The sequence below is a fragment of the Dyadobacter sandarakinus genome (genome assembly GCF_016894445.1).
GTDB classification, from domain to species: domain Bacteria; phylum Bacteroidota; class Bacteroidia; order Cytophagales; family Spirosomataceae; genus Dyadobacter; species Dyadobacter sandarakinus.
Window position 1 is genome coordinate 4187549 of record NZ_CP056775.1, and the last position, 21595, is coordinate 4209143.

At 46.1% G+C, this 21595-nt stretch carries 20 protein-coding genes; 8 read left to right on the top strand and 12 right to left on the bottom strand.

All coding sequences use genetic code 11. From position 1 onward, the window contains the following. Positions 1 to 203: 203 nt before the first annotated feature. The gene (locus HWI92_RS16920; protein WP_204657454.1) at positions 204 to 2207 is read right to left on the bottom strand and encodes a T9SS type A sorting domain-containing protein; all 2004 of its coding nucleotides are present in this window, start codon (positions 2205 to 2207) and stop codon (positions 204 to 206) included. A 421-nt stretch (positions 2208 to 2628) separates the two neighbouring features. Between HWI92_RS16920 and HWI92_RS16925 the strand changes: the two genes are divergently transcribed. Together HWI92_RS16925 and HWI92_RS16930 are read left to right on the top strand one after the other, a co-directional pair. After that, the gene (locus HWI92_RS16925; protein WP_204657456.1) at positions 2629 to 2982 is read left to right on the top strand and encodes a hypothetical protein; all 354 of its coding nucleotides are present in this window, start codon (positions 2629 to 2631) and stop codon (positions 2980 to 2982) included. A 16-nt stretch (positions 2983 to 2998) separates the two neighbouring features. Continuing rightward, positions 2999 to 3574 carry a Crp/Fnr family transcriptional regulator gene (locus HWI92_RS16930; protein ID WP_204657458.1) on the top strand — a complete coding sequence of 192 codons (576 nt, stop codon included), beginning with the start codon at positions 2999 to 3001 and terminating at the stop codon, positions 3572 to 3574. Positions 3575 to 3717: 143 nt separating this feature from the next. On the opposite strand, the gene HWI92_RS16935 is transcribed toward HWI92_RS16930, so the two are convergent. Then, on the bottom strand, positions 3718 to 4821 hold the full coding sequence (locus HWI92_RS16935) for a beta propeller repeat protein (protein ID WP_204657460.1): 1104 nt from the start codon (positions 4819 to 4821) through the stop codon (positions 3718 to 3720). 63 nt (positions 4822 to 4884) lie between these two features. Then, on the bottom strand, positions 4885 to 6009 hold the full coding sequence (locus HWI92_RS16940; RefSeq protein WP_229248154.1) for a sialidase family protein: 1125 nt from the start codon (positions 6007 to 6009) through the stop codon (positions 4885 to 4887). 18 nt (positions 6010 to 6027) lie between these two features. On the opposite strand from HWI92_RS16940, the gene HWI92_RS16945 reads away from it, so the two are divergent. Beyond that, positions 6028 to 7113, top strand: coding sequence for a winged helix-turn-helix domain-containing protein (locus tag HWI92_RS16945; RefSeq protein WP_229248156.1), 1086 nt, complete (start codon positions 6028 to 6030; stop codon positions 7111 to 7113). A 95-nt stretch (positions 7114 to 7208) separates the two neighbouring features. Here the strand turns inward: HWI92_RS16945 and HWI92_RS16950 are convergent, their stop codons facing one another. Beyond that, positions 7209 to 7454 (bottom strand): DUF3253 domain-containing protein, encoded by a 246-nt coding sequence (locus HWI92_RS16950; RefSeq protein WP_204657462.1) that lies wholly within the window; start codon positions 7452 to 7454, stop codon positions 7209 to 7211. A 387-nt stretch (positions 7455 to 7841) separates the two neighbouring features. On the opposite strand from HWI92_RS16950, the gene HWI92_RS16955 reads away from it, so the two are divergent. The 3 genes from HWI92_RS16955 (at position 7842) to HWI92_RS16965 (ending at position 10416) form a co-directional block, all read left to right on the top strand. Further along, positions 7842 to 9092: a T9SS type A sorting domain-containing protein gene (locus tag HWI92_RS16955; RefSeq protein ID WP_204657464.1), complete on the top strand. Its 1251-nt coding sequence runs from the start codon at positions 7842 to 7844 to the stop codon at positions 9090 to 9092. A gap of 182 nt (positions 9093 to 9274) precedes the next feature. After that, positions 9275 to 9730, top strand: coding sequence for a helix-turn-helix transcriptional regulator (locus HWI92_RS16960; RefSeq protein WP_204657467.1), 456 nt, complete (start codon positions 9275 to 9277; stop codon positions 9728 to 9730). A gap of 41 nt (positions 9731 to 9771) precedes the next feature. Beyond that, on the top strand, positions 9772 to 10416 hold the full coding sequence (locus HWI92_RS16965; RefSeq protein WP_204657468.1) for a nucleotidyl transferase AbiEii/AbiGii toxin family protein: 645 nt from the start codon (positions 9772 to 9774) through the stop codon (positions 10414 to 10416). An 11-nt stretch (positions 10417 to 10427) separates the two neighbouring features. Here the strand turns inward: HWI92_RS16965 and HWI92_RS16970 are convergent, their stop codons facing one another. Both HWI92_RS16970 and HWI92_RS16975 read right to left on the bottom strand, forming a co-directional pair. Then, positions 10428 to 12065, bottom strand: coding sequence for an ABC-F family ATP-binding cassette domain-containing protein (locus HWI92_RS16970; protein ID WP_204657470.1), 1638 nt, complete (start codon positions 12063 to 12065; stop codon positions 10428 to 10430). 96 nt (positions 12066 to 12161) lie between these two features. Then, positions 12162 to 12737 (bottom strand): DinB family protein, encoded by a 576-nt coding sequence (locus tag HWI92_RS16975; RefSeq protein WP_204657472.1) that lies wholly within the window; start codon positions 12735 to 12737, stop codon positions 12162 to 12164. Positions 12738 to 13817: 1080 nt separating this feature from the next. Between HWI92_RS16975 and HWI92_RS16980 the strand changes: the two genes are divergently transcribed. Next, positions 13818 to 14246, top strand: coding sequence for a hypothetical protein (locus HWI92_RS16980; RefSeq protein WP_229248158.1), 429 nt, complete (start codon positions 13818 to 13820; stop codon positions 14244 to 14246). 104 nt (positions 14247 to 14350) lie between these two features. On the opposite strand, the gene HWI92_RS16985 is transcribed toward HWI92_RS16980, so the two are convergent. From HWI92_RS16985 to HWI92_RS17010, 6 genes are all read right to left on the bottom strand, one after another. Beyond that, entirely contained in the window at positions 14351 to 15511 is a 1161-nt protein-coding gene (locus tag HWI92_RS16985; protein ID WP_204657476.1) for an alpha/beta hydrolase family protein, read from the bottom strand. Positions 15512 to 15590: 79 nt separating this feature from the next. Continuing rightward, positions 15591 to 16019: a hypothetical protein gene (locus tag HWI92_RS16990; protein WP_204657478.1), complete on the bottom strand. Its 429-nt coding sequence runs from the start codon at positions 16017 to 16019 to the stop codon at positions 15591 to 15593. A 76-nt stretch (positions 16020 to 16095) separates the two neighbouring features. Continuing rightward, positions 16096 to 16602 carry a tetratricopeptide repeat protein gene (locus HWI92_RS16995; protein ID WP_204657480.1) on the bottom strand — a complete coding sequence of 169 codons (507 nt, stop codon included), beginning with the start codon at positions 16600 to 16602 and terminating at the stop codon, positions 16096 to 16098. Between the two features lie 81 nt (positions 16603 to 16683). Next, a complete protein-coding gene (locus HWI92_RS17000) occupies positions 16684 to 17811 on the bottom strand; it encodes a serine hydrolase domain-containing protein (RefSeq protein WP_204657482.1) in 1128 nt (375 codons plus the stop codon). Positions 17812 to 17936: 125 nt separating this feature from the next. Then, entirely contained in the window at positions 17937 to 20387 is a 2451-nt protein-coding gene (locus HWI92_RS17005) for an ABC transporter permease (protein ID WP_204657484.1), read from the bottom strand. Positions 20388 to 20728: 341 nt separating this feature from the next. Continuing rightward, positions 20729 to 21079: a winged helix-turn-helix transcriptional regulator gene (locus HWI92_RS17010; RefSeq protein ID WP_204657486.1), complete on the bottom strand. Its 351-nt coding sequence runs from the start codon at positions 21077 to 21079 to the stop codon at positions 20729 to 20731. A gap of 113 nt (positions 21080 to 21192) precedes the next feature. On the opposite strand from HWI92_RS17010, the gene HWI92_RS17015 reads away from it, so the two are divergent. Beyond that, the gene (locus tag HWI92_RS17015) at positions 21193 to 21585 is read left to right on the top strand and encodes a DoxX family protein (protein ID WP_204657488.1); all 393 of its coding nucleotides are present in this window, start codon (positions 21193 to 21195) and stop codon (positions 21583 to 21585) included. Positions 21586 to 21595: the final 10 nt, after the last annotated feature.

Here is a 21595-nt window from a genome sequence, read left to right on the forward strand (position 1 = left end):
AAAGTTCGAGACCCGTCTCCAACTCAGCAATCAAATACCTGAGTAATTTCAAAAAGTTGTGCTGATTAGCGTTAATAATAAATGGTTGAAGAAGGATCCGTCGGCCAGGTGCGGACATTTTTGTAAAGGATTAATTAGATCTCAACCAACCCCTAAGGCAATGTTAGCATAATGCAGATATGATGGTCTTCCACCAACTATCTTCAATTGCCAATTGCTATTTTCCTGGTTACACTACTTCCGTCACTCAGAATTATTCTCAGGAAATAAAGTCCTTTGGGCAACCCCTTTACACTGATGCTTTGTAATGGTATCGCCCCTGAGTGATACACGGAATTTCCTTGTCCGTTGATGATCTCGACATATGTCACTTTTGACCAGTCGGCCACCTTCAGGGTCAATATTTCGGCAGTGGGATTTGGAAAAACGTTGACCAAAAGATTTTCGTCAAAACGCAGGCTATTGATTTTACTGTAAGCGAAAGTACCGTCGTTATCGAAAATTTTGAGCCGGTAAAGGTTTTCACCAGACGCCGGACTGGTGTGCATGTATTGATAACTCCTAAGTTCATTGCTTTTCCCTTTTGCACTAACTGTGCCTAATAAACTCCAGCTTTTTCCATTCGTGCTGTGCTGCACTTCGAAACGATCGCTGTTAGTTTCCATAGTCGTTTGCCAGCTTAACAGCGCTGAAGTATTTTCGGCATAGACTGAAAAATTTGTTAAGGAAACAGGCAGGTTAATGTCTGCCGTCAGCTTTACTATCCAAAAGTCCCTGTTACCCCAGGCTGGTCCGGTTTTGTCACCGGTCGCTCCGGACTCTGACTGTACTCCCAGCACGAAACCACCATCCTCCGTGTTTATTAGCCTTGGAAAATAATCCAGGTTCTCGCCTCCTATGCTCATATCCCATACGATTGCACCAGTGGATGAAATCTTTACCAGCCACACATCCTTGTCACCCTTCGATGCTTGCGTCTTGTCATCATTGACAGCCGCGTTGGAATCTCCCGCCAGAATGTACCCGCCCTCGGCAAGTTGTCTCACAGAGTATAGGCTGCTTTCACCTTGTATTTCTGCATCAGCGTTGATAAATGTCGTCCCACCGATGGTCTTGTCCCACTCTACGGTGCCGGCAGCATTAAGCTTCACAACCCAGTAATCATTAATTCCACGTTTTCCTTCGGACTTATCGCCACTAATGCCTGACGATGAGGTTCCACCTAATATATACCCCCCATCTGCAGTCTGCTCAACAGAATTAAGCCAGTCAGAACCGTTCCCTCCGATGGTTTTATCCCACTGCTTTATTCCATTTGCATCCGTTTTCATCACCCAGTAATCAGATCCTCCTTTAGAATCCTCTGTCTTGTCCCAACTTGCATCAGATACAGAACTGCCACCGAAGATAAAGCCTCCATCGACAGTAGGTGTGATGGTTTGCAATGTTTCCGCATCACGTCCGCCATAGCTTCTATCCCAAAGTTTTGTACCATCCGCAGCCAGTTTGACGACCCAAAAGTCACCACCGTAATGAGCGTCTGTCTTATCGCCGCCCGGTCTGCTGGAACTTGAACTACCGCCAAGCAGATAGCCGCCGTCAGTAGTTTGCTGCACTTCCCTAAGTTCCTCAAAGAATTCACTGCCTATCGACCGGTCCCACTCCTTGGTACCGTCGGATGAAATTTTTACGATCCAGTAATCTGTTTCAGCTGAGTTATGGTTGTCGTCCGTTTTATCAAATCCGGCCGGAGAGTAGGAATGACCGCCCAAAATGTATCCCCCGTCGGCTGTCTGTTTAACTGAGTTCAAAGCGTCCCAATCAGAACCTCCATAGGCTTTATCCCACATTTTGGTACCATCAGCTGCAATTTTGACGATCCAGTAATCGGCACTTCCTTTGCTCGCAGCTGTTCTGTTGCCACTGATACCGGACTGGGATACGCCACCAATAATATAACCACCGTCCGAAGTGGGCTCAATAGACTGAAAGAATTCTCCCTGATCGCCCCCAAAAGTTTTATCCCACTGAATGTTGGTCTGGGCAGCAAGATTTGCAGAAAATAGCAACATCAGGAAAAGCGATAAGCCTCCCACCCCGCCCAGTGGTCCTTTTTTAACCAAACCAATAGACTTTTCGATGTTTTTTTGAAGGTATTTCTGTTCTTTTAAATGAAGCTGAACAGCAGAAATTGTAAATGTTTGCATGTTGATGAATGGTTAGATGAACTTACATATAATCGCTGCTTCACTTGTCTTTACTGTATTCGTTCTACCAGATCTTTAAAAAAGCAATATTTTAATCTCAGTACGACTTTGATATAGAATTACTTAGGAAAAATTTTGCTTCATAATAGTATTGTAGTTGATATGGATTTGCATGGAGATCATACTATTTGAAGTAATCCGGCTCCGGGAGTTTTCCACTTGCACGCGTCTCAATCCGCCAGAGAATTCAGGACCTTTTTTTGTGTCTTGACAAAACCAACTCCCTCACCGCGACTTCGTCCCATCACTTCCCGATATACAATATCTTGCTTCGCAAAATCTTCAACTAGTTAAACTTTTTCCTGCCTCCGTCAGGTGACCTTTGTGCTATGAAAAATTTGAAAAACATAGAACAACTCACATGAGAGTGGTAACTCTTCCGGACACCGTGCCAGGCACAGGACCGGTTCTGATGCTGAATATGCTTAAATTCACAGACCGCCGCCTGTACATTGAAGAATACCTGCCTGCATTTCACCGCGTGATGGGAATGCTGGGGATGGAAGCGAAAGTGAATCTGCTGAGCGATGTGCTGGTGAGCGTAATCGCTGATGAAGGCGAAGACTGGGACGCCATTCTGCTCGTGGAATATGCAAGCGTCGAGGCATTTTTGACCGTGGCGCAAAGCGATGCTTACCGCGATATTGCAGAACCATTGCGCCTGGCTGCGCTCGCCGATCTGAAATTATATATGACGCGCCCGTTTGCGTTGTAATGCTTATTTTTAGCGCATGCACCAGCTGATCCTGAATAACTTTGCCATGCATATAGCGCTTGCCCCCCATGAACAGGAGCAGGCGCTTGCTTTTTTTCAGCTCAAGGAATTGAAAAAGCGCACCTGGCTGCTGCATGCGGGGGAGATCGACCGGTACATTTATTTCGTGAAGCACGGCTGCCTGCGCATGTTTTACACCGATAAGAGCGGCGAAGACCATATCATCGGTTTTTACCCCGAAAACTGGTGGACCTGCGATATCGTAAGCTTTTTCAATGCAAAACCTGCGGTAAATTCAATTCAGGCATTGGAAGACAGCGTCGTATATTGCATTTCGTTACCGCAGCTTGAAGAGTTGTTTCAAACCATTCCAAAGTTTGAACGCTTTTTTCGTGTCCTTAACCAAAACGGCTTTGAGCTTTACCAGCGCCGCATCACCTCCCAACTTTACAAAACCGCCGAAGAACGCTACCTCGAATTCCGCAAGCGCCACCCCGGCCTGGAACAGCGTATTGCCCAAAAACACATTGCCAGTTATCTGGGCATCACGCCTGCATTCCTGAGCATGATGCGTAAGGAAAGCGGAGTCTGATTTTGTTAACAAAAAAGGACTGTCGTCAACAGTCCTTCAATCTCTACCATTTTTCTGAGAGTCCGGTAGAAACTCCGGCATTCTAACAAAAAGCATTTTTGAATTTTTACCGAAAAATGTACCGCTTCATCAGTCCAGTTTTTTCAACATCCTTTATTTGGTATGGCATAAACGACGTTGCCAGAAACCGATAAATTAAAGCCATAATTTTTTACGGCAGGAGGTGATAGTTGTTGCCATGTCTTACCGTTATCAGATGACCGGAATATGCCGTCGGTACGGCCACATATTAAATATTCACCCATTTGTTTGATCGATAAAATATCCGGGAACGATTGAGGCAAGCCCATTTTTTTCATTAATAAACTACCCCAGGAAGGTTGCAAATCTTCGCCTATGACATTCCAGGTTTTCCCGCTATCCAGGGAGATGTGTATGCTGTTTGTCTGGGTTACGGGGTTGTTTACGATGGCAGCAAATCCCCCATCAATACGTTCCACTGCAATGCCCAGACCGCCTTCACTCATCACACGGTCCCAGGTTTGACCATCATCCGTTGATCTCAATATTCCATCTTTGCTGGTAGTCAGGAGTACACCGTTTGACTCTACCAATCTCATTCTACCGTTCCCCACATGCAACTGTTTCCAGGTTTTTCCATTGTTAGCGGACCTGAAAAGACTGTTGCTGGAGCCAATGAGAACTGTACCCCGGGCAGTTTCAAAAACGGTGCGCACTTCTTTCTCTTTATAAGTCTTGTACACCCAATCATTCGTACTGTCCAGGCGTACAGCTTGCTCCTGAAAATTCGTGTACATGGGCGACCAATCACCCGTTCCGTTTATTTTTTTCAAAAATTGCCCCCGGATCGTATATGCAAGTATCCCATTCCTGCCAGGGACAATGTTACGTTGTTTACCAGGGAACATCTCCCTGGTCCAGAAAGCAGTTTTGGTATTGGGTTCATTGTAATAAACTGCATTTTCAGCACGTAAATAAAGCCCGCGGTCATTTGCAAAAAAACCATCTCCGCCTATACCTTCTTTCTGCAATTTTTCAGGCAATCCTTCACTGATATCCTGCCAGGTTTGTCCGCCGTCAGCAGACTGGAAAATGATGTTGGTAATTCCCGCTGTTCTGGCATTTTCAACTGGTTTCTTTTTTGCTTCCTTTTCTTTTACTACAAAAGAATTGAGCAGCAGTAATACAAGCACGATAGCCGGAATAAATACAAGTGATTTTTTCATTTCATTTAAATTGATTGTTGAAACTGACAGATTTCAATATACCTGTGATTCTTTGCGCTGCTTTCAACATCCCCCACTTTTTGGTATGGCATAAATCACGCTGCCCGAAACAACTAAATTGAAGACCTTATCCTCGATTGAATGAAGTGCCAGTTGCCATGTATTACCCTTGTCTGAGGACCTGTAAATACCTGCCGGGTGACCACAAAACAGGTATTCACCCACCTCGGTAATGGAGGCGATGTAGAGGCTGGGCGGAAGAGCAGCATCAACAGGCTGCCAGGTTTTACCGCCGTCATAGGATGTCCGCACTCTTCTTGTTTCCGTCTCTGTATTGCAGGTAATCGCGGCAAACCCACCTTTGATGCGCTCGATAGCAATGCCCACTCCGCCCTCTTCAATCACATTTACCCAGTTTTCACCCTGATCTATCGACCGGATTATGCCCGTCTGGCTTGTGGCCAGGAGCACTCCGTCTGACTCTGCGAGTTTCATTACCCAACCTCCGTCATAAACCCGATTCCAGTTTTTTCCATTGTCATCAGACTTAAAAAGTCCCCAGTCACAACCAATGAAAACGGATTCTCCCGTTTCAAAAATGGTGCGGACGCTCTTACCCGGGAAATCCGTATAGACCGGCGACCATAAACCCGTTTCTTTTGTTTTCTGCAGAAACTGGCCACCATAATTGAAGGTAAGCATGCCGGTTTTGCCGGGAACAATGCTGTTATGATTGTCTGGAAAAAGCTCTTTTTTCCAAAAAGGAGCAGTGGAATTTGGTTCGCTGTAATAGATTCCATTCCCAGCTCGCAGATAGATCCCGTGATCATTTGCAAGGAAGCCATCTCTCGGGATACCGTCCTCCGATAAATTCTCAGGTAACCCTTCGCTAATGTCCTCCCAGGTTTGTCCGCCATCAGCAGACTTAAAAATGAAGTTGGCGGCTTTTGATTTCTCTATTTTTAGTTGTTGCTTCCCAGGCGGGAGTGAGGATGATTGTGAAGATTTTAAGGCCAGATCAAAGGCAAATAAGCATTGAAAAAGGAGCAGGAAAGCAAGGTTATGAATTTTCATGACTAACTTGATTTGGTGAAATAATAGAATAAAATTGTGTTTAACTTCACAAAACCAAATGTAGGCACCTGCTTGTCCGCGCTTGCAAATCAACTGTAAAACCTTGTCAGTCAATTGTAAAAAGAAATGTAAATGCGTGTAAATTCTGCTTTTACTGGCTTTTTTACTCACCGGCCGGTCGTGTCGTTCGGCATTGCCACGGTGATGCTTGCTGTTTTTCTTTTCACCTCATCTTTTACCGAACATTCGGCCCACGACTTACGGGGGAAGCAAGTCAACCTCAGGATCCGGCAAGCTGGTCATCAGTTGCTGCTGCAGGCAGGTGACTCAACCTCACGCGTATTACCCGTTACCGAAATTAAGGAAGGCACATTTCTGCTTAGGTTCGAAAATGAATTCGTTTTTAACCACGATTCTCTCATGGCGCTGTCGCAGCGCTTGCTTCCCAAAGCACAGTTTCCGTCGGGTTACACCGTTACAGTACATGATTGCATGAAAGGCAGCATTGTATATGGGTTTCAGGTAAATAATACCTCGCCAGACATCCTGTCTTGCAGTGGCAGAAGTCAGCCCGCAGGGTGTTATACAATCGAATTTGCCTTTCCGAATTTTTATAAAAACGTAAAACAGAATAAACCTGACCTCAACCAGCTGACAGAATCAGTTGAAGCGGATAGGCAGGCTGCCAATCAAAACCCTGAAGAATCAAAAACAGCAACCGTTGACCCTCATATTGACCAGCCGACTGAGAAATCACAAACGAAAGGCTCTGACTTTCCATTAATCCATCTGGTTTATGGCGGCATTCTCGTGTTACTGAGTGCTACCCTGCTGATGGGGCATTTTGGAAAAAATTCAAGACCGATACCGGACCAAAATCACACTCCTACCCTATCCAATGAGCCCATCCCGGAGTTGGCTGCGCTCGGAAATTTTTTGTTTAATGTAAAAGCGCAATGCCTGCTTTTGGGCAGCGAGGCGATTACGCTCACAGACAAGGAATGCAAGGTTCTGGAATTGCTTCACAAAAATTTCGGTGAGCTCACCCCGCGCGAAACGCTGATGCAGGAAGTCTGGATCAATGAAGGGGTTTTTACCGGTCGCAGCCTGGACATGTTTGTGTCGAAACTCCGAAAGAAATTAAGCCTTGATCCGGAATTGCGGATAACGAATGTTCATGGGAAAGGGTATAAGCTTGAAATGTCGCTGCCCGGTTAATGCATTAAGTTACCACTGCCTAAAACCGCAGGCATTTTCCAAACTTTGGACACTTCATTGTGCAAAATCATTACCTCGCCGGTAAGAACGTTATTTCAAACAATCCTGATCCGCACCGGCCCTTTGATATGCTCCACATCCACAGGCACTCCCTTTTGTGTAATGACCACGCTGCCTTTGTTATGCAGCTCGATGGCTACCTCGCGTACTTCTTTCATGTGATTTCGCCAGTCGTCAGGAAATAGCATCCGGGCAATTTCGGATGGACAGGTACTTTTCTCCGCGCCGCGATGCATGGCGGTAGCCAGAATTGTTGTTGCTATTTTCTCGTGATGCTGCATGTTTTTTGAAACGTTTTAGAATGAGGAGAGAACCATTATGCTCATACCGGAAAAGATACTCGCGGCGCCGGAATATCCGGAAAGCTGGCGGCGCAGTCCTGTACCGACCAACTCCGAACGCTCGGTTTTGGTCCAAACTATAAAAAGGTCATCTATCCCACGCCACCTTATGAAAGTTTCGTTCGACAATCGCGCACTGATACTTTCCGGATTGTTAAGAAATAACGAGTAGAAAAAAAATCTGTGCCTTCCTCCGGACAAATTTCTGCCGATTTCAAAAGAAGATCTTCAAAGTAGTACTTATAGAAATATTTTATACGTAGTGACAAAATAATTTGTCATTACGTATTATCATTGCTGGTCATTGTAGCTAACAAACAATTCAGCATGAAGCAAATTTACCTTTTATTATCCCTGTTTTCTGTTTCCATGGTTTCGCAGGCGCAAAGTGTTGTGCAGCTCCGGCAAAAGGCTGTTCAGCGTACTGCAAGTCATCACGCTTCCACAAGGATTGCCGCACCTTGCCCGTCTACGCCCGAGGATGAAGATTTTGAAGGATTTACGAATACAGAATATCCTTCGTCATTGTCCATCGACTGCCTCGAATTTGCAATTAGTGGTGATGGTATGGTGGGTGTCGACGAAAAAGTACATGCAGGAATACCCACGCCTGCGTTCACCGGCAATGCACTTGTATTTTTAGGAAGTGGGTCCGAAACCGGGAATGTCGCCCGTATCAGGTCTATTACCCAGACGATCGACTTTCGGCTAAGCGCTTTAAGTGCCGAATTTTACGACCATTCAAACGGTGCGTCGGCCGAAGTTTACAGCATTGTGGGATATAATGATGGTGTGGAAGTGGCACGTGTGGATGGATTTGATGTGACAAAAGGCGGTACTTACGGAAATTCAACGTCTCAAATCGTGTTTACCCATGAGGAATATAATAAAGGTGGTTCTAACTCCGGCAGGCTGGTATTTGGTGAGAGCTGGAAGAATATCGATGAGTTCCGCTTTATTGCCACAGACGAACTTGGCTTTAATTATATTTTTTTAGGTCTTGATAATATTGATTTTGAACCTGCGGAAACCGGTTCACTGCCTGTCACTCTGACAAAGTTTACAGCTCGCAAGGAAAACACGGTTACCCAACTCAGCTGGGAAACTTCCTCTGAAATCCGCAGTGATCGATTTGAAATACAGCACAGCACAAATGCAAAAACCTGGAACCACCTGGCTGTTATCAGGGCAGCTGGGGAGCATGCGGGGCGGCAAACGTATCAGTTTACCCACACGAACCCCGCTCAGGGTGACAATTATTACCGGCTGAAAATGATTGATTCAGACAACGTATATACATGGTCGAAAGTTGAGCATGTGGGTTTTGATCTGGTAAGCAGCATCACCGCCTACCCGAACCCTGCCGCCGAAACCATTCATTTGACGGCGGGTGACTGGACGAGTGTTTCCAATGTTCAGGTTGTAAACAATCAGGGTAAAGCTGTATACAGTTCAGGAAAAAACCCGGCGCAGTACATCAATGCACGGAATTTCACCCCGGGACTTTACTTCATCCGGGTCAGTTTCTCCAATGGAAACGAAGCATTGCAGAAGGTGGTCATCGCACCAAAAATGTAGAACATCCGGGGAAGATTGGGTTATTAAAAAGTAAAGGCCTGTAAACAGTTGTTTACAGGCCTTTACTTTTCAGCTGCATTGATATTTTGTATCTGAAAGTCCAGGTATGCCGGTGGTGGGATAGCTGCTATTTGTGCTAGGTTGAAACAGAATATATAAGCAAATTTGTTTACATTTAAAATATGGAAAAGCAGTTTGAAAAATATAGAGGTATTCATCCGGGAATCGTGCTAGACCGGGAGCTCAAAAAGCGATCCATCAAGCAACGCCCTTTTGCTTTATCAATAGCGGAGCATCCTCAGAGTTTTAATGCTATACTTAAAGGCAAGCGCAACCTCAATACCGCATTGGCACTAAGGATTGAAAAAGGCCTTGACCTGGAAGAAGGAACATTGGTGTTGCTGCAAGCTTACTATGACATTCATAAGGAAAAAGAAAAGCTCGGGCGCAAGACTCCGAATCTGGCCGTTTTGAGAAAATCACTCTTTTGGGATACGAACATTTCACAAATTGACTGGGAAAAACAGGCCAATGCTGTAATTAAGAGAGTTTGTGAACGGGGAGATGATGAAGAAAAACAAGAACTTACCCGGTTTTACGGGCAGGAGAAAGTACAGTCGGTACTGCAAAATAGCTAAACAAAATTGCCCTAAGATTAGTCCACACGCCATAAATAGCTATGCTGTATTACAATACTGTAAATGATCTGTTAGGTAACTGCCTTTCCACCTTAATGGCAGCAAAGCCCTTTAATCCTTTCAGGCTGGTGGGTGGAACCTCGCTCAGCCTGCAACTGGGGCACCGGATTTCTGTGGATATTGATCTCTTTACAGATGCTCCTTATGGAAGTATAGCGTTTGAAGTATTAGAGCATTGTTTACACCATACATTCCCTTATGTAAGCTATTCGGCAAATATCCTGCCCGGAATAGGCAGGTCTTATACGGTAGGTACTGACCGCAGCAATGTTATCAAACTCGATGTTTATTACACCGACCCGTTCATCCAACCCGCTTTGGTTCTGGATGGCATCAGAATGGCGACTGTTGAAGAAATCATAGCCATGAAAATGGATGTAATACAGCGGGGCGGAAGAAAAAAGGACTTCTGGGATTTACATGAGCTCTTACCAAAGTACAACATTGATTCCATGCTGGCTCTTCACCAACAACGTTACAAGTATATTCACGACAAAACACGGATCCTGAAAAACCTTACCGATTTCACACAGGCCAATGATGACTTCAACCCCATCTGTTTGAGGGGTAAGTACTGGGAGTTTATCAAAGAAGATATTGAAGAGGCGGTTGACAGGTTGCGCTAAAAGGCCTGTCACTACTTCGCCAGCTGCAAATCTGCAATGCTCTTCATCCGGTTTCTTTCCAGAAATGCATCAATCGTTTCGAAATGCTCGATTACGCGTTTGTCTTTGAATTCAAAAACCTTTTGCGATAAGCCTTGCAGAAAGTCGCGGTCGTGGGAAACCAGCACCAATGTTCCGTCAAAGTTTCTGAGTGCTTCTTTTAAAACGTCTTTTGACTTTAAGTCCAGGTGATTTGTGGGCTCATCGAGAATGAGCAGGTTCACAGGTTCCAGAAGCAGCTTCACCATCGCAAGCCGCGTTTTTTCTCCACCTGACAGTACGCTTACTTTTTTGTCAATATCATCACCCTGAAACATAAATGCACCCAGGATATTCTTGATCTGGGTTCTTACATCACCTTCTGCAACCTCGTCTACGGTCTGGAAGATAGTCAGGTTCGGATCCAGCAAGGATGCCTGGTTCTGGGCGAAGTAGCCGACTTTTACATTATGCCCCAGCTGGCAGGTTCCGTCCACATCGATCTGGCCCATAATGGCTTTGATCATGGTCGATTTACCTTCTCCGTTCCGGCCAACAAATGATACCTTTTCACCGCGGGAAATCGTCATGCTGGCATTTTTGAACACCACCTGATCGCCATAGGATTTCGAAACATCTTTTACCGTAACCGGATAGTCGCCCGAACGTGGTGAAGGCGGAAAACGGAGTTTCAGGGCTGAATTGTCGATTTCGTCAATTTCAATGATTTCCAGTTTTTCCAGCATGCGTTCGCGGGAGGAAACCTGGTTGGTCTTGGAGTAGGTTCCGCGAAAGCGCTCGATGAATGCCATGTTATCGGCAATCATTTTCTGCTGTTCCTGGTATGCTTTGATCTGGTGCGAGCGGCGCTCTTCGCGTAGTACCAGGTAATGCGAATAGTTGGCTTTGTAATCGAAGATCCGCCCCATCGTCACTTCAATGGTGCGGTTGGTAATGTTGTCGATAAAGGCACGGTCGTGGGAAATCACCATCACGGCATTGGCCTTATTCACCAGGAAATCTTCCAGCCAGATCACCGACTCAATATCAATGTGGTTGGTCGGCTCATCGAGCAAAATAAGGTCGGGTTTTTGCAACAGTATTTTGGCCAGCTCAATGCGCATGCGCCAGCCGCCGCTGAATTCCTTGGTTTGCCGCTGAAAATCTTCCGGCCTGAATCCCAGGCCTTTCAGGGCTTTCTCCACCTCCGCATCATAATTCACTTCTTCGAGCTGGTAATATTTTTCACCGAGTTCAGTCACCTGCTCAATGATGGCCATATATTCATCGCTGTCGTAGTCCGTGCGGGTTTCGAGGGCGAGGTTCAGCTTTTCCATTTCGGCACGCATTTCAAAAACCTGCCTGAATGCTTTGGCCGCTTCTTCAAAAACGGTACAGTTGTCTTCGGTGAGCAAATGCTGCGGCAAATAGGCGATTACCGCATCCTTGGGTGCACGCACATGGCCGCGATTGGCTTTTTGTTCACCCGCAATGATCTTCATCATGGTGGATTTTCCCGCACCGTTTTTACCCATCAGGGCAATTTTATCAGTAGGGTTAATCACGAAGGAAACTTCACTAAAAAGCACAGAACCGCTAAATTCAACGGCCAAATTCTCAACTGTAATCATCGTCTCATTTTTTGAAGCCGCAAAGGTACGAGGATACAGTTGAAAGAGACGAATATTGTAAGTTTTTAGCCTTCCGGGCCTGGCATGTGAACATCATTAACCCTCCCCGGAGCCATGATGCGCGGCATAGAGCTTACGAATCATGCTGATCTGCCCGCGGTGATAAATTTCATCTTCCATCATGTGATACAAGGCCCAAGCCAGATTACAACCGGTTTGTTCATCGTAGTAACCCTCAATTTTTCTTGTAAATTCTTCAAAACTTAAATGACGGACAGCGTCAACGAGCATCTGGCGTGATGCTGTCAGCTCGTGCATGTATTGGTCAACGGATTTGCCTGTAATAAGCTTGGGAAGATGCTCGCCCATGTCCAGCGCAGGTGTCCAATGGCCATTTTCCTCTGTGGTCAGCTTTCTACCGAGCACAAACTCAATCCGGAAAAAATGCTCAATCGCTTCCATGTGGGACAGAAGCGCACCGATCGTGTTCCATCCCGGTGCATATTGCCAGTCAAGTTGCGAAACAGTTAGTTTTTCAATGCTTTGAACCGTCGTCAATCGCGAGTCCAGCAATATGCCGGTCAGATAGTCGATCGAATGATCCTTGGTATGTCCGAAAGTGATATGAAATTGTCTTTTTACCGACATGGCTGCACTGGTCTTGCTGATCATAAATAGGGTACAATTTACTATGGTTCGGGTGTTGAGGACAACAAAAAAGGACTGCCACCGCAGTCCCGAATGATTAAGCTTTTTCTCCCAATTTCTCAAACCCTTCCCAAAGTACCTTCAAATCATAAAGCGCTGGATCGTGAACCATTTGAAGTTCGCATATCCTAAATGGATTAAGGTGAATGAAAATGGAGAGGTCACTGCGAACTTCATCAAAGCTGGTGCTAATGACAGGTCTCGGGACTCGCACCCGTATGCCTCTCCAAGACGGTATTTCAAACCCAAGTTTTAACATGAGCACCATAAGATTTTAATAAAGTTCGCAGGGCAAATATAGGGGAAAAGTTGGATGGGAAGACGAAGGGGCTGCTTGGCAATGGTTAGAGCCGGTTAGCGAATAAAGATTACTATATTAGTCCGCAACAGAAAACCTCTTCATCGAACTGAGCATTTACACTATGCCTCCAAACAAATCAAAAATTAATAATTCATTCGAGTCGTCGGTATATCTGCTGTCAGAATATCATCAGCTCGTGCTCAGGGAAACGAACTGGACCACACGATTAAAATCAAATATCAACAACTATATCATAATCCCGCATTGACCAAAACCAGCGGCACTGGCGTAACAGGATGCTTATTGATTTTTTTGTTTTTGATGATTCCATCTTTGATACTTACCGCTTTGGTAAGTTGAGAATGAATGGTATACGCTGGCTGCGTGGACATCATCACTTTAAAATGTTTAACGTAGCCTCAATATACTTACTATCAGCCCACTGAATGCTTCCCATTGATTTATTGTAATACATTCGTAACTTTCACTTTACAGTGTTGAGAGATCCTTATGAACCAGTCAGCCAAATACAAAAGCATTCAGGAATTGAAGTCATCTTCAAAGCCCTCTGACCCATCGTCTGCAAAGTCAATGGAACGTCATGATAGTTTTGAGCGCTCAATGAAGTCCCTAAGACAGGAGTACGTCAAGGCTGGTTCCAGCAAGAAATGATGCCCTAGATGGATTATACTAGCATCATTCGCTGCATCTGCGAGATCTTCAACAAACATTCAGTCGAATACATGATCGTTGGCGGCACTGCCATGGCACTTCATGGTCATTTTAGGAAATCAACGACAATGAAGGGCGAAGTTGTCGACAAACCTGACCTGGATTTCTGGTACAATCCCACCTACGAAAACTACTTCAACCTCCTGAAAGCCTTGGAGGAGCTTGGAATAGATGTGACCGGATTTCGGGAAGAGCAAGCTCCTGATCCCAGAAATTCGTTTTTCAGGTTTGAATTCGAGGATTACACGCTTGATCTGCTTCCAAACATCAAAGCGCCTTTAAAATTCAGAGTATCATTCGCAAAAAAGCAAGTGGTTCAATCCGAGGGTGTCGATATTTCTTTTATCAGCTTTGACGATTTGATCGAAGATAAAGAAACTTTGGGAAGAGCAAAGGACATTGAGGACGTTAAGGAGCTGAAACGGGTGAATGAGTCCTGAGGTGTTTTACTAACCTGGAAGATTAGAAATCAAACGCTACTCAGGTCCACTTATACCATTAAGCACTAGCCTTCCAGTCACCTTTTTTCAGCCCCTACTAAATATCACATCACCAATACCCTACCTGCCACCACAACCCCGGCACTAAAGACATAATCAGCATCCCGGCGATCTGCATAGGACTGTTGAATAAGCGCTTTCCTGCGGGCTAACTTTCCTTTGAAAAGCACTTTACCATTTTGCCGGATGATCACCGGCTTGTCCAGGTTCATCATCTTGTCGTTCAGCTGAATGTATAGAGTATCATTATCATTACGCTGGATATCGATTTCCTGGCCGTGATAGGATGCAAAAACCGTGTGGCCTTTTACAGCCGAACCCCGTGGAACCGAGAGCCAGTAAAAATGCTGGCGCACCACATCATCCTGAATCCAATTAATCCTCTGGGGGTAAGGATTACGCTTGTATTTCGCCATCCAGGCGATGCTGATTGTATCCTGCTGTTTCATCCAATGCGGCATGCCGGCCATCAAGTGCGCATCATGAACGAAGCCGCTTTTGTCAGTCGATTGCAGCGAATCCAGCCTGTTGGCCCATTCGGTCAGTAATGTATTCCTGTTATAGGCAGCATCTTTTTCGCCCACAGCCAGGAAAAACGGCAAATTGCGGAGGTTCAGGATCGCGGCATCACCGGGGTGCCCGGCCATCATCGCTGCTGCGGCCCAATGATCGGCCATGCGCGGGGCAAGCTGGTACACACCGTCCCCACCGGCCGAATATCCCATCACATACACTTTGTTTGGATTGACGCCTTCCATTACCACGGCATCCAGAATTGCCCTTTCGAGCAAGCCGTCCACGGGCTCCTGGTGCCACATATTCCAGGTGTTGGACGGTGCCCGGGGTACGAAATATACGCCCTCGGCAGGTTTATAAAGCCTTTGCTGATTTTTGTACTGCTGATCATTCATCGATGCAGGACCGTTGCCTCCGCCGTGCATAGAAATAAACATGCTGCGGCCATCGGCCGGCTTTTCACCAAAGATTTTGGTCGTAAACAGCAGGCTGTCAGTGCCGATCACGATATTTCCTTTTTCCCTATCTGCACTGGCGGTTGACCGGTACTTTTCTTTATAATCTGAAATCACCTTTTCTGTTTCGGCAACAGCCTCTTTCGCAGTGATACTTTTGGGAGATTGCTGTGCAAATGTGACGGAAACCAGCAAACAGAAGAGGCAAACAGGAGCTGCTTTGAAAAGGAACATATTAAAATGAAATGTCGGATTTTGATAAAATACAAGCTGCAAGATACGAAGTAAAAGGCACCCTGTTTTCGCCGGCCGCCTACTGCTCCCGCACAAATGTTTTAAAATCCTTACTGCATGTCTCAATCACCAGCGTATCCGGCGTGGTATGCGTAATGCTCATTTCCGGACAGGATACACAATATACATTTGCACAAAAAGGGTCGAAAATGGCCGGGTTGGCAGGCTCAGGCTTAAATTCCTTTCCATTCAAAGAATACTGCTCAGGAATACAGCACGGCTTATACCCGTTTTCATTTACCAGTACACCGTCGGCCCGAAATACATAGACCCAGGAACTTCCCCGGGGTACCGCTTCCGTCACCGTCGAGTCGGCTATGTTGTATTGCTGTTTCACAATGCGCCATTTTCCGACGATTGCGGCAATCTCTTCTACCGGCGCGATGCTATCTTTTTTGCACGCGGTCAGCGCAATCAGGAACAAGACGGATGTCAATAATCTGGTCATAAGTATCGGATTCAGGTAAAGGATACAACGTCACAAACCACCCCTGTGGAAACACATTCCCGAGCTTTATAGCCGGCTACATGCCCTCCGGATTCTCCCCCGGAGCGTCACGATCCCGGATGGAACTGATAAAATTCAATGCAGCTTTTGCAAGCTCACTTTCCGGGTATTCTGCCAGCATCTGATTGTAGTATAAAATTGCTTTCTCTCCTTCCCCGATCTGACTGTAAGAAAAAGCAATATTGTTCAAAGCCATTTCCTTGTATGAAGGTCTCGACGAGCTCAGGAGCGTCAGATACCGGTACCGATCAATCCAGGGATATTTGTTCAGGAAATTGTAGCTGGATTGAAAACCCGAAATCGCAGCCCTGAAATCACCCGCTTTTACAAGTGCAACAGCTTGCCTGTGATGTTTTAAAAGAAAAAACCGGAGGGACCTGGAAATTACAAGATAAGTACCAGCACCAAAAATGATAAATTGGTCTGTGCCAGCTGCATAGTACAGCAGCATCAAAAATCCCATAAAGCCCAGTTGAGGCAACAGCGAAATCCAGGCAGTTTGTCGTACAATAGGAGTGCTCATGGTATCCCGGGCAGAAAGGTTGCATTTCAAATTTACAATGAATGCACATTGGCTGTTTGTCCGGCAGAACAATTCCGGAAATTAATGCACTTTATTCAGTGCTTTCAGCAATTCGCCGGGCAGCTGGAAAATGTCCGGTTCTCCCTGCGCATAATTCCTCGCAAAAATAATCCCATATTTCTTTCCTTTCGCAAAAGCAAAGTTTGCCGTATAACCGGATACGGCTCCGCCATGATTAATGATTGTCAGCTGATCTTCCTGATTAATAAAAAATCCGATCCCGTAATGATTACTTTCTCCAATGCCAATCATCCGGCTTTGCATCAACTTCAAATTGTTTTGGGACAAAAGGCAGGTTGTATTGCTCATGACACATATCATAAACTTAGCCAGGTCATTGGGCGTGGAATAGATGCCTCCATTAGGAACTTTATAGCCGCGACCATTATGTTCTTCAAGTGGTGTTTTTGTATCCAGATATCCATTATCAAGCTCCTGAATACCCGTCGATAAATTGGAAAGTTTTTCTTTTGGAACAATAAAATAACTGGAATTCATGTGTAAAGGCACAAAAATCCTTTCCTGAATTAATTCCGTAAATGGCTTTTTCGCAGCTCGTGAAAGTGCCAGTCCAAGTATTCCGTAGCCGATATTTGAGTAGCCGAACTTCTCACCAGGCTGGGATTCCAGGGAGGTAACAGGTATCGCTTCCAAAATTTTACTTTCCCATTTACCGATTGGGCCGGATGCTGCCGTGGGCAGTTCAGGTTCGCGCATCAGTCCGGACGTATGCGTAGCAAGTTGTTGAAAGGTAATCTTTTTAGCATCCGGATATCCCTTCAGCTTTTTGATTTCAGGAAGATATAATTCGACGGGATCATCCAGGTGAATTACGCGATCCTGGACCAGAAGCATCATCAAAAATGCCGTAAATGATTTGGAAATGGATCCAACACGGTAAATGGTAGCCGTATCGGCCAATGCATGCGTTTTTGCATCGGCAATTCCAAACCCTTTTGACCAGATAACTTTATCTCCTTTAACAATAGCCCCGGAAATACTCCTGTCATTGGGCAGGTTTTCGGCAATGATTTTTTCCAGTTCCAGAATAATTGCTTCTTCACTATTCTTACCTCCAAATTCGTGACGGGAATGTGAACATCCTGATAATATAAATAGTATCAGAAGGACTTTAAAAATACTTCCCATTTAGAATCTGATTTTTATAGATGAACCTGCACACGCCAATGTATAATTATGCACTTCCGGATAATTCATCCTGCATTTGGCGGCTAACAAATACCTATAAAAGGCAAATCTTTTTTATTTATAACTTATTCCGATTTCAACGTCTTTGCCGGATTGGTCAGCGCGGCCCTGATCGCCTGTGAACTGACGGTAGCGAAGGCCAGCAGGATGGCCACCGTGCCGGCCACTGCAAACATCCACCATTCGATCGCAATTTTATAAGCAAAATCATCCAGCCAGAGCCGGGTCGCATACCAGGCGATGGGCGAGCCAATGACAATGGCGATGAGTACCAGTTTGATAAAATCCTGTGAGAGCATGGTTACAATACTTGCAACCGTAGCACCCAGCACTTTCCGAACGCCAATTTCCCGGGTACGCTGGGCAATGGTGTAGGACGACAAACCAAAAATGCCCAGTGAGGCAATCAGGACAGCCAGCATGGAGAAAAATGTGGAAACCTGGCTAAAAACACGGTCGTCCCGGTACTGCTCATTGAACTTCTGGTCCATGAAGAAATAATTGAAATTATTACCCGGAAAAAAGGAATCGTAGCGCGCTTTCACCTGCCTGATCGTCGCGTCTGCCTCGGGCGCACTCATTTTCATGGAGAAAAAACCTCCCATGGAGTAAAATGGCGCAAAAACAATGGGCTCAATGGCGTGTTTGAGCGATTGCTGGTGAAAGTCGCTCACAACCCCGACAATCTCCCATTCTCTTCCGTTTACAACATATTTCTGATTGATAGCCTCCTCTGCACTGCGGAATCCGAGCAACCTGACAGCCGTCAGGTTCAGGATTGCATTTTTCACTTTGGCGCCATCCACATTCGAGTCCGTGGGCAGGAAATTACGTCCTGCCAGCCTGTTGATCTGATATGTTTCAAAAAAATCAGGATCGACTGCCATCATGCTGAACGTCACTCCTTTTTCCTGATTGGACCCCGACCGTTTGATGTTGAAAATACGGCCCAGGCGGTTGCCGAAGATGTTGCCGGACGCACTGGCCTGCTGTACTGCAGGAATGCGTTCGAGCTCGGTCTTGAATGCATTGATACGGTCAATAGCCGTCGAATCCCAGCTTGTGAGTTCCGGGCCGCGCACCACCAGCACCTGATCCATCACAAAGCCCAGCTTTTCCTCTCGCATAAATTTGAGCTGCCTGAAAACGATGAACGTTCCGACAATCAGGATGATAGACGCCGTATATTGAAAAACCACCAGCGACTGCCTTACCCAGATACCCTGCGACGTTCTCTTGAATGTTCCTTTTAACACCTGAATCGCCTTGAAGCGTGATAATGCAAAAGCAGGATAAAAGCCGGAGAGCAATATGCCCGCAGCAAATACGGCCAGCAGGATCGCAGGCAGATAATATCCGCCAAATCCTTCCCCTGCCAGTAGCGATAACGACAGAGGCTTACCGATGAGCTGATTGAGCGTTGGCTGGAAAAGCATTGTCAGTACAATGGCCAGCACTGCGGCAAAAAGGTTGAGCGCAATGGATTCCGCCATAAACTGCCAGGTAAGTTGCGCGGAAGTAGCGCCTGCCACTTTCCTCACGCCTACTTCGCGCGCCCGTTCGAGCGAGCGGGCCGTGGAAAGGTTGATATAGTTGATCCAGGCGATCACAAGAATGAAAGCTGCAATGATAAGCATGGTCCAGACTGCCTTCCCGTTATTGACCTTGCCGATTTCGTACTCATAATTTGAAAATAGATGCGCACGCAGTAGTGGTTGCAGGCTGAATGCTTCAACACTTCCCGAAACCTTGTCACCCTTAAAATGCCGCTGGCTGAATGCAGGCAGTTTGCGTTCCAGTGCTGCGGCGTCCACACCCGGACGGAGCTTGACATAGTGCCACATATCCGAATTCTCCCAGCTGTTCCTGACCCACTCGCCCCAGGTTTTTGCCAGTGTTTCATAGGACATCAACGCACCAAATTCCAGGTGCGAAGCCGCCGGAAAATCTTTCATTACAGCGGTGACCCGGTAAGGCTCATTGTCGGTATCCACCTTCAATGTTTTCCCGATCAGACTTGCGTATGCATCGGGAGAAGCTCCAAAGATTTTTTTTGCATTGCTTTCGGAAATTACAATGGAACGCGGCTCCCTGAGTGCTGTGCGCGGATCACCGGCCAGCAGGGGAAATGTGAAAATGGAGAAGAATTCCGCATCAGCATAAATAGCTTTCTCCTGAAAAATCCGGCGATCCTTCTGAAGATTGAAAGTTCCGACATTACCCAGGGTAGTCACTCCTTCCACTTCATTGAAATCACTGGCCATGGCGGCTCCTACCGCCGGATAAGTGATCGTACCATGCTGCACAAGTTTGCCTTGCTGAAAACGATCGTTCGCGATCCGGTATATGCGCGATCCGTCCTTATGAAACCGGTCGAAGCTAAGCTCAAAGTTCACATACTGAAGAATAAGCAGGCAGGCCGTCATGCCGGTAGCCAAGCCGGTCAGATTGACAAGTGAAAAAGTCCTGCTTTTCCACATATTCCGCAGCGCGATTTTAAAGTAATTCCGGATCATATCAGTATTGAAAAGATGGCAATGCTGATGAGATCTGTATAAACCAGTGCCACTATGCGTAAGCAGCTTCACAGCGCCCAAAGCGATATTATTGCAGTTGTCGATGTTCGGAAATGAACAGCATGCCGGTGGCCGGACAATGCCTTCAGATACTTTTTCATAAAGCCGCGGAAAGCTGGAAGCTTGCACGAGTGATTACTACCTTGCCGGATGGACAAACCATTACTACAGGCGCTTTCGGCAGAGTACTGAAATGGAAGTTTGAAGACGTTGAATGCCAATAATATTCTTGAAAACCAAGCAGGCTTTCATGATGAGTAGTGACGGCAAGCACAGGAATATCAGGACTGCCTGTCCTCGTGCATTACAACATTTCGATGTGCCAGTCCCCAGTAATGCAGCTCTTCAAGTACTTTTTCGAGTGAAAGGCCATGTTCGGTAATGGTGTACTCCACCGTAGGCGGAAAAGTATCAAATACCTGGCGCGTAATCAGCTTATTGCTTTCCAGCGATTTCAACTCTTTGGAGAGCACCTTATCAGTAATGCCGGGCACTTCCCTGGATATTTGCAGAAACCGTCGCGGTCCGGCCGACAAGCAGAACAAGATCAACAACTTCCACCGTCCCTCGAGCGCTTCAAGCGCATCCTGAATGGATAACATCGTTTTAGGGCAACCTCCGTTGGTCAGCATAGTTGATTATCAGCATTACTATCACATCGGATAGTGCTATCCAAATGGAAAGTGCTATCTCAATGACAGCAAAGATAAGGTAGTTTTACCCTTGTCTCAAACATGCAACTTCTATGCAACCAACCGTAAAATCTTACCGTATGCTTCCTGCCGCACTTTGGACAGTCCAGGTTTTGCTGTCCGCCGGCTTCTTATGGGCCGGCTTCACAAAGCTTTTTACACCTCGCCAGGTACTGGCTGAAATGTGGCCCTGGACTGCCACTTATCCAGCTCTGGTGGTAGTCGCCGGATTTGCAGATCTCCTTGCAGGCATTGGTATCATACTGCCTCTTTTTTTCAAAAAACGAAAATGGCTTATCTCTGCAGCAGCTGTCGGCATTATTGCATTGATGCTGGCATCAGCGGGCTTTCATGTGATACGAGGAGAAGCTTCTCAAACCGGCATCAATGCAGTATTCGCCGCTTTGGCGGGGTTCGTGCTTTGGGCCCGCTGGCGGATGGTATGATTTACCTCTT

Bases quoted from the DNA above. Each gene is read 5' to 3' on its own strand.
- HWI92_RS16985 (WP_204657476.1), bottom strand. From the start codon at position 15,511: ATGTTCCTTTTCAAAGCAGCTCCTGTTTGCCTCTTCTGTTTGCTGGTT.
- HWI92_RS16950 (WP_204657462.1), bottom strand. From the start codon at position 7,454: ATGCAGCATCACGAGAAAATAGCAACAACAATTCTGGCTACCGCCATG.
- HWI92_RS16930 (WP_204657458.1), top strand. From the start codon at position 2,999: ATGCACCAGCTGATCCTGAATAACTTTGCCATGCATATAGCGCTTGCC.
- HWI92_RS16925 (WP_204657456.1), top strand. From the start codon at position 2,629: ATGAGAGTGGTAACTCTTCCGGACACCGTGCCAGGCACAGGACCGGTT.
- HWI92_RS16920 (WP_204657454.1), bottom strand. From the start codon at position 2,207: ATGCAAACATTTACAATTTCTGCTGTTCAGCTTCATTTAAAAGAACAG.
- HWI92_RS17005 (WP_204657484.1), bottom strand. From the start codon at position 20,387: ATGATCCGGAATTACTTTAAAATCGCGCTGCGGAATATGTGGAAAAGC.
- HWI92_RS16960 (WP_204657467.1), top strand. From the start codon at position 9,275: ATGGAAAAGCAGTTTGAAAAATATAGAGGTATTCATCCGGGAATCGTG.
- HWI92_RS16965 (WP_204657468.1), top strand. From the start codon at position 9,772: ATGCTGTATTACAATACTGTAAATGATCTGTTAGGTAACTGCCTTTCC.
- HWI92_RS17000 (WP_204657482.1), bottom strand. From the start codon at position 17,811: ATGGGAAGTATTTTTAAAGTCCTTCTGATACTATTTATATTATCAGGA.
- HWI92_RS16975 (WP_204657472.1), bottom strand. From the start codon at position 12,737: ATGATCAGCAAGACCAGTGCAGCCATGTCGGTAAAAAGACAATTTCAT.
- HWI92_RS16935 (WP_204657460.1), bottom strand. From the start codon at position 4,821: ATGAAAAAATCACTTGTATTTATTCCGGCTATCGTGCTTGTATTACTG.
- HWI92_RS17010 (WP_204657486.1), bottom strand. From the start codon at position 21,079: ATGCTGACCAACGGAGGTTGCCCTAAAACGATGTTATCCATTCAGGAT.
- HWI92_RS16980 (WP_229248158.1), top strand. From the start codon at position 13,818: ATGATCGTTGGCGGCACTGCCATGGCACTTCATGGTCATTTTAGGAAA.
- HWI92_RS16990 (WP_204657478.1), bottom strand. From the start codon at position 16,019: ATGACCAGATTATTGACATCCGTCTTGTTCCTGATTGCGCTGACCGCG.
- HWI92_RS16995 (WP_204657480.1), bottom strand. From the start codon at position 16,602: ATGAGCACTCCTATTGTACGACAAACTGCCTGGATTTCGCTGTTGCCT.
- HWI92_RS16955 (WP_204657464.1), top strand. From the start codon at position 7,842: ATGAAGCAAATTTACCTTTTATTATCCCTGTTTTCTGTTTCCATGGTT.
- HWI92_RS17015 (WP_204657488.1), top strand. From the start codon at position 21,193: ATGCAACCAACCGTAAAATCTTACCGTATGCTTCCTGCCGCACTTTGG.
- HWI92_RS16970 (WP_204657470.1), bottom strand. From the start codon at position 12,065: ATGATTACAGTTGAGAATTTGGCCGTTGAATTTAGCGGTTCTGTGCTT.
- HWI92_RS16945 (WP_229248156.1), top strand. From the start codon at position 6,028: ATGCGTGTAAATTCTGCTTTTACTGGCTTTTTTACTCACCGGCCGGTC.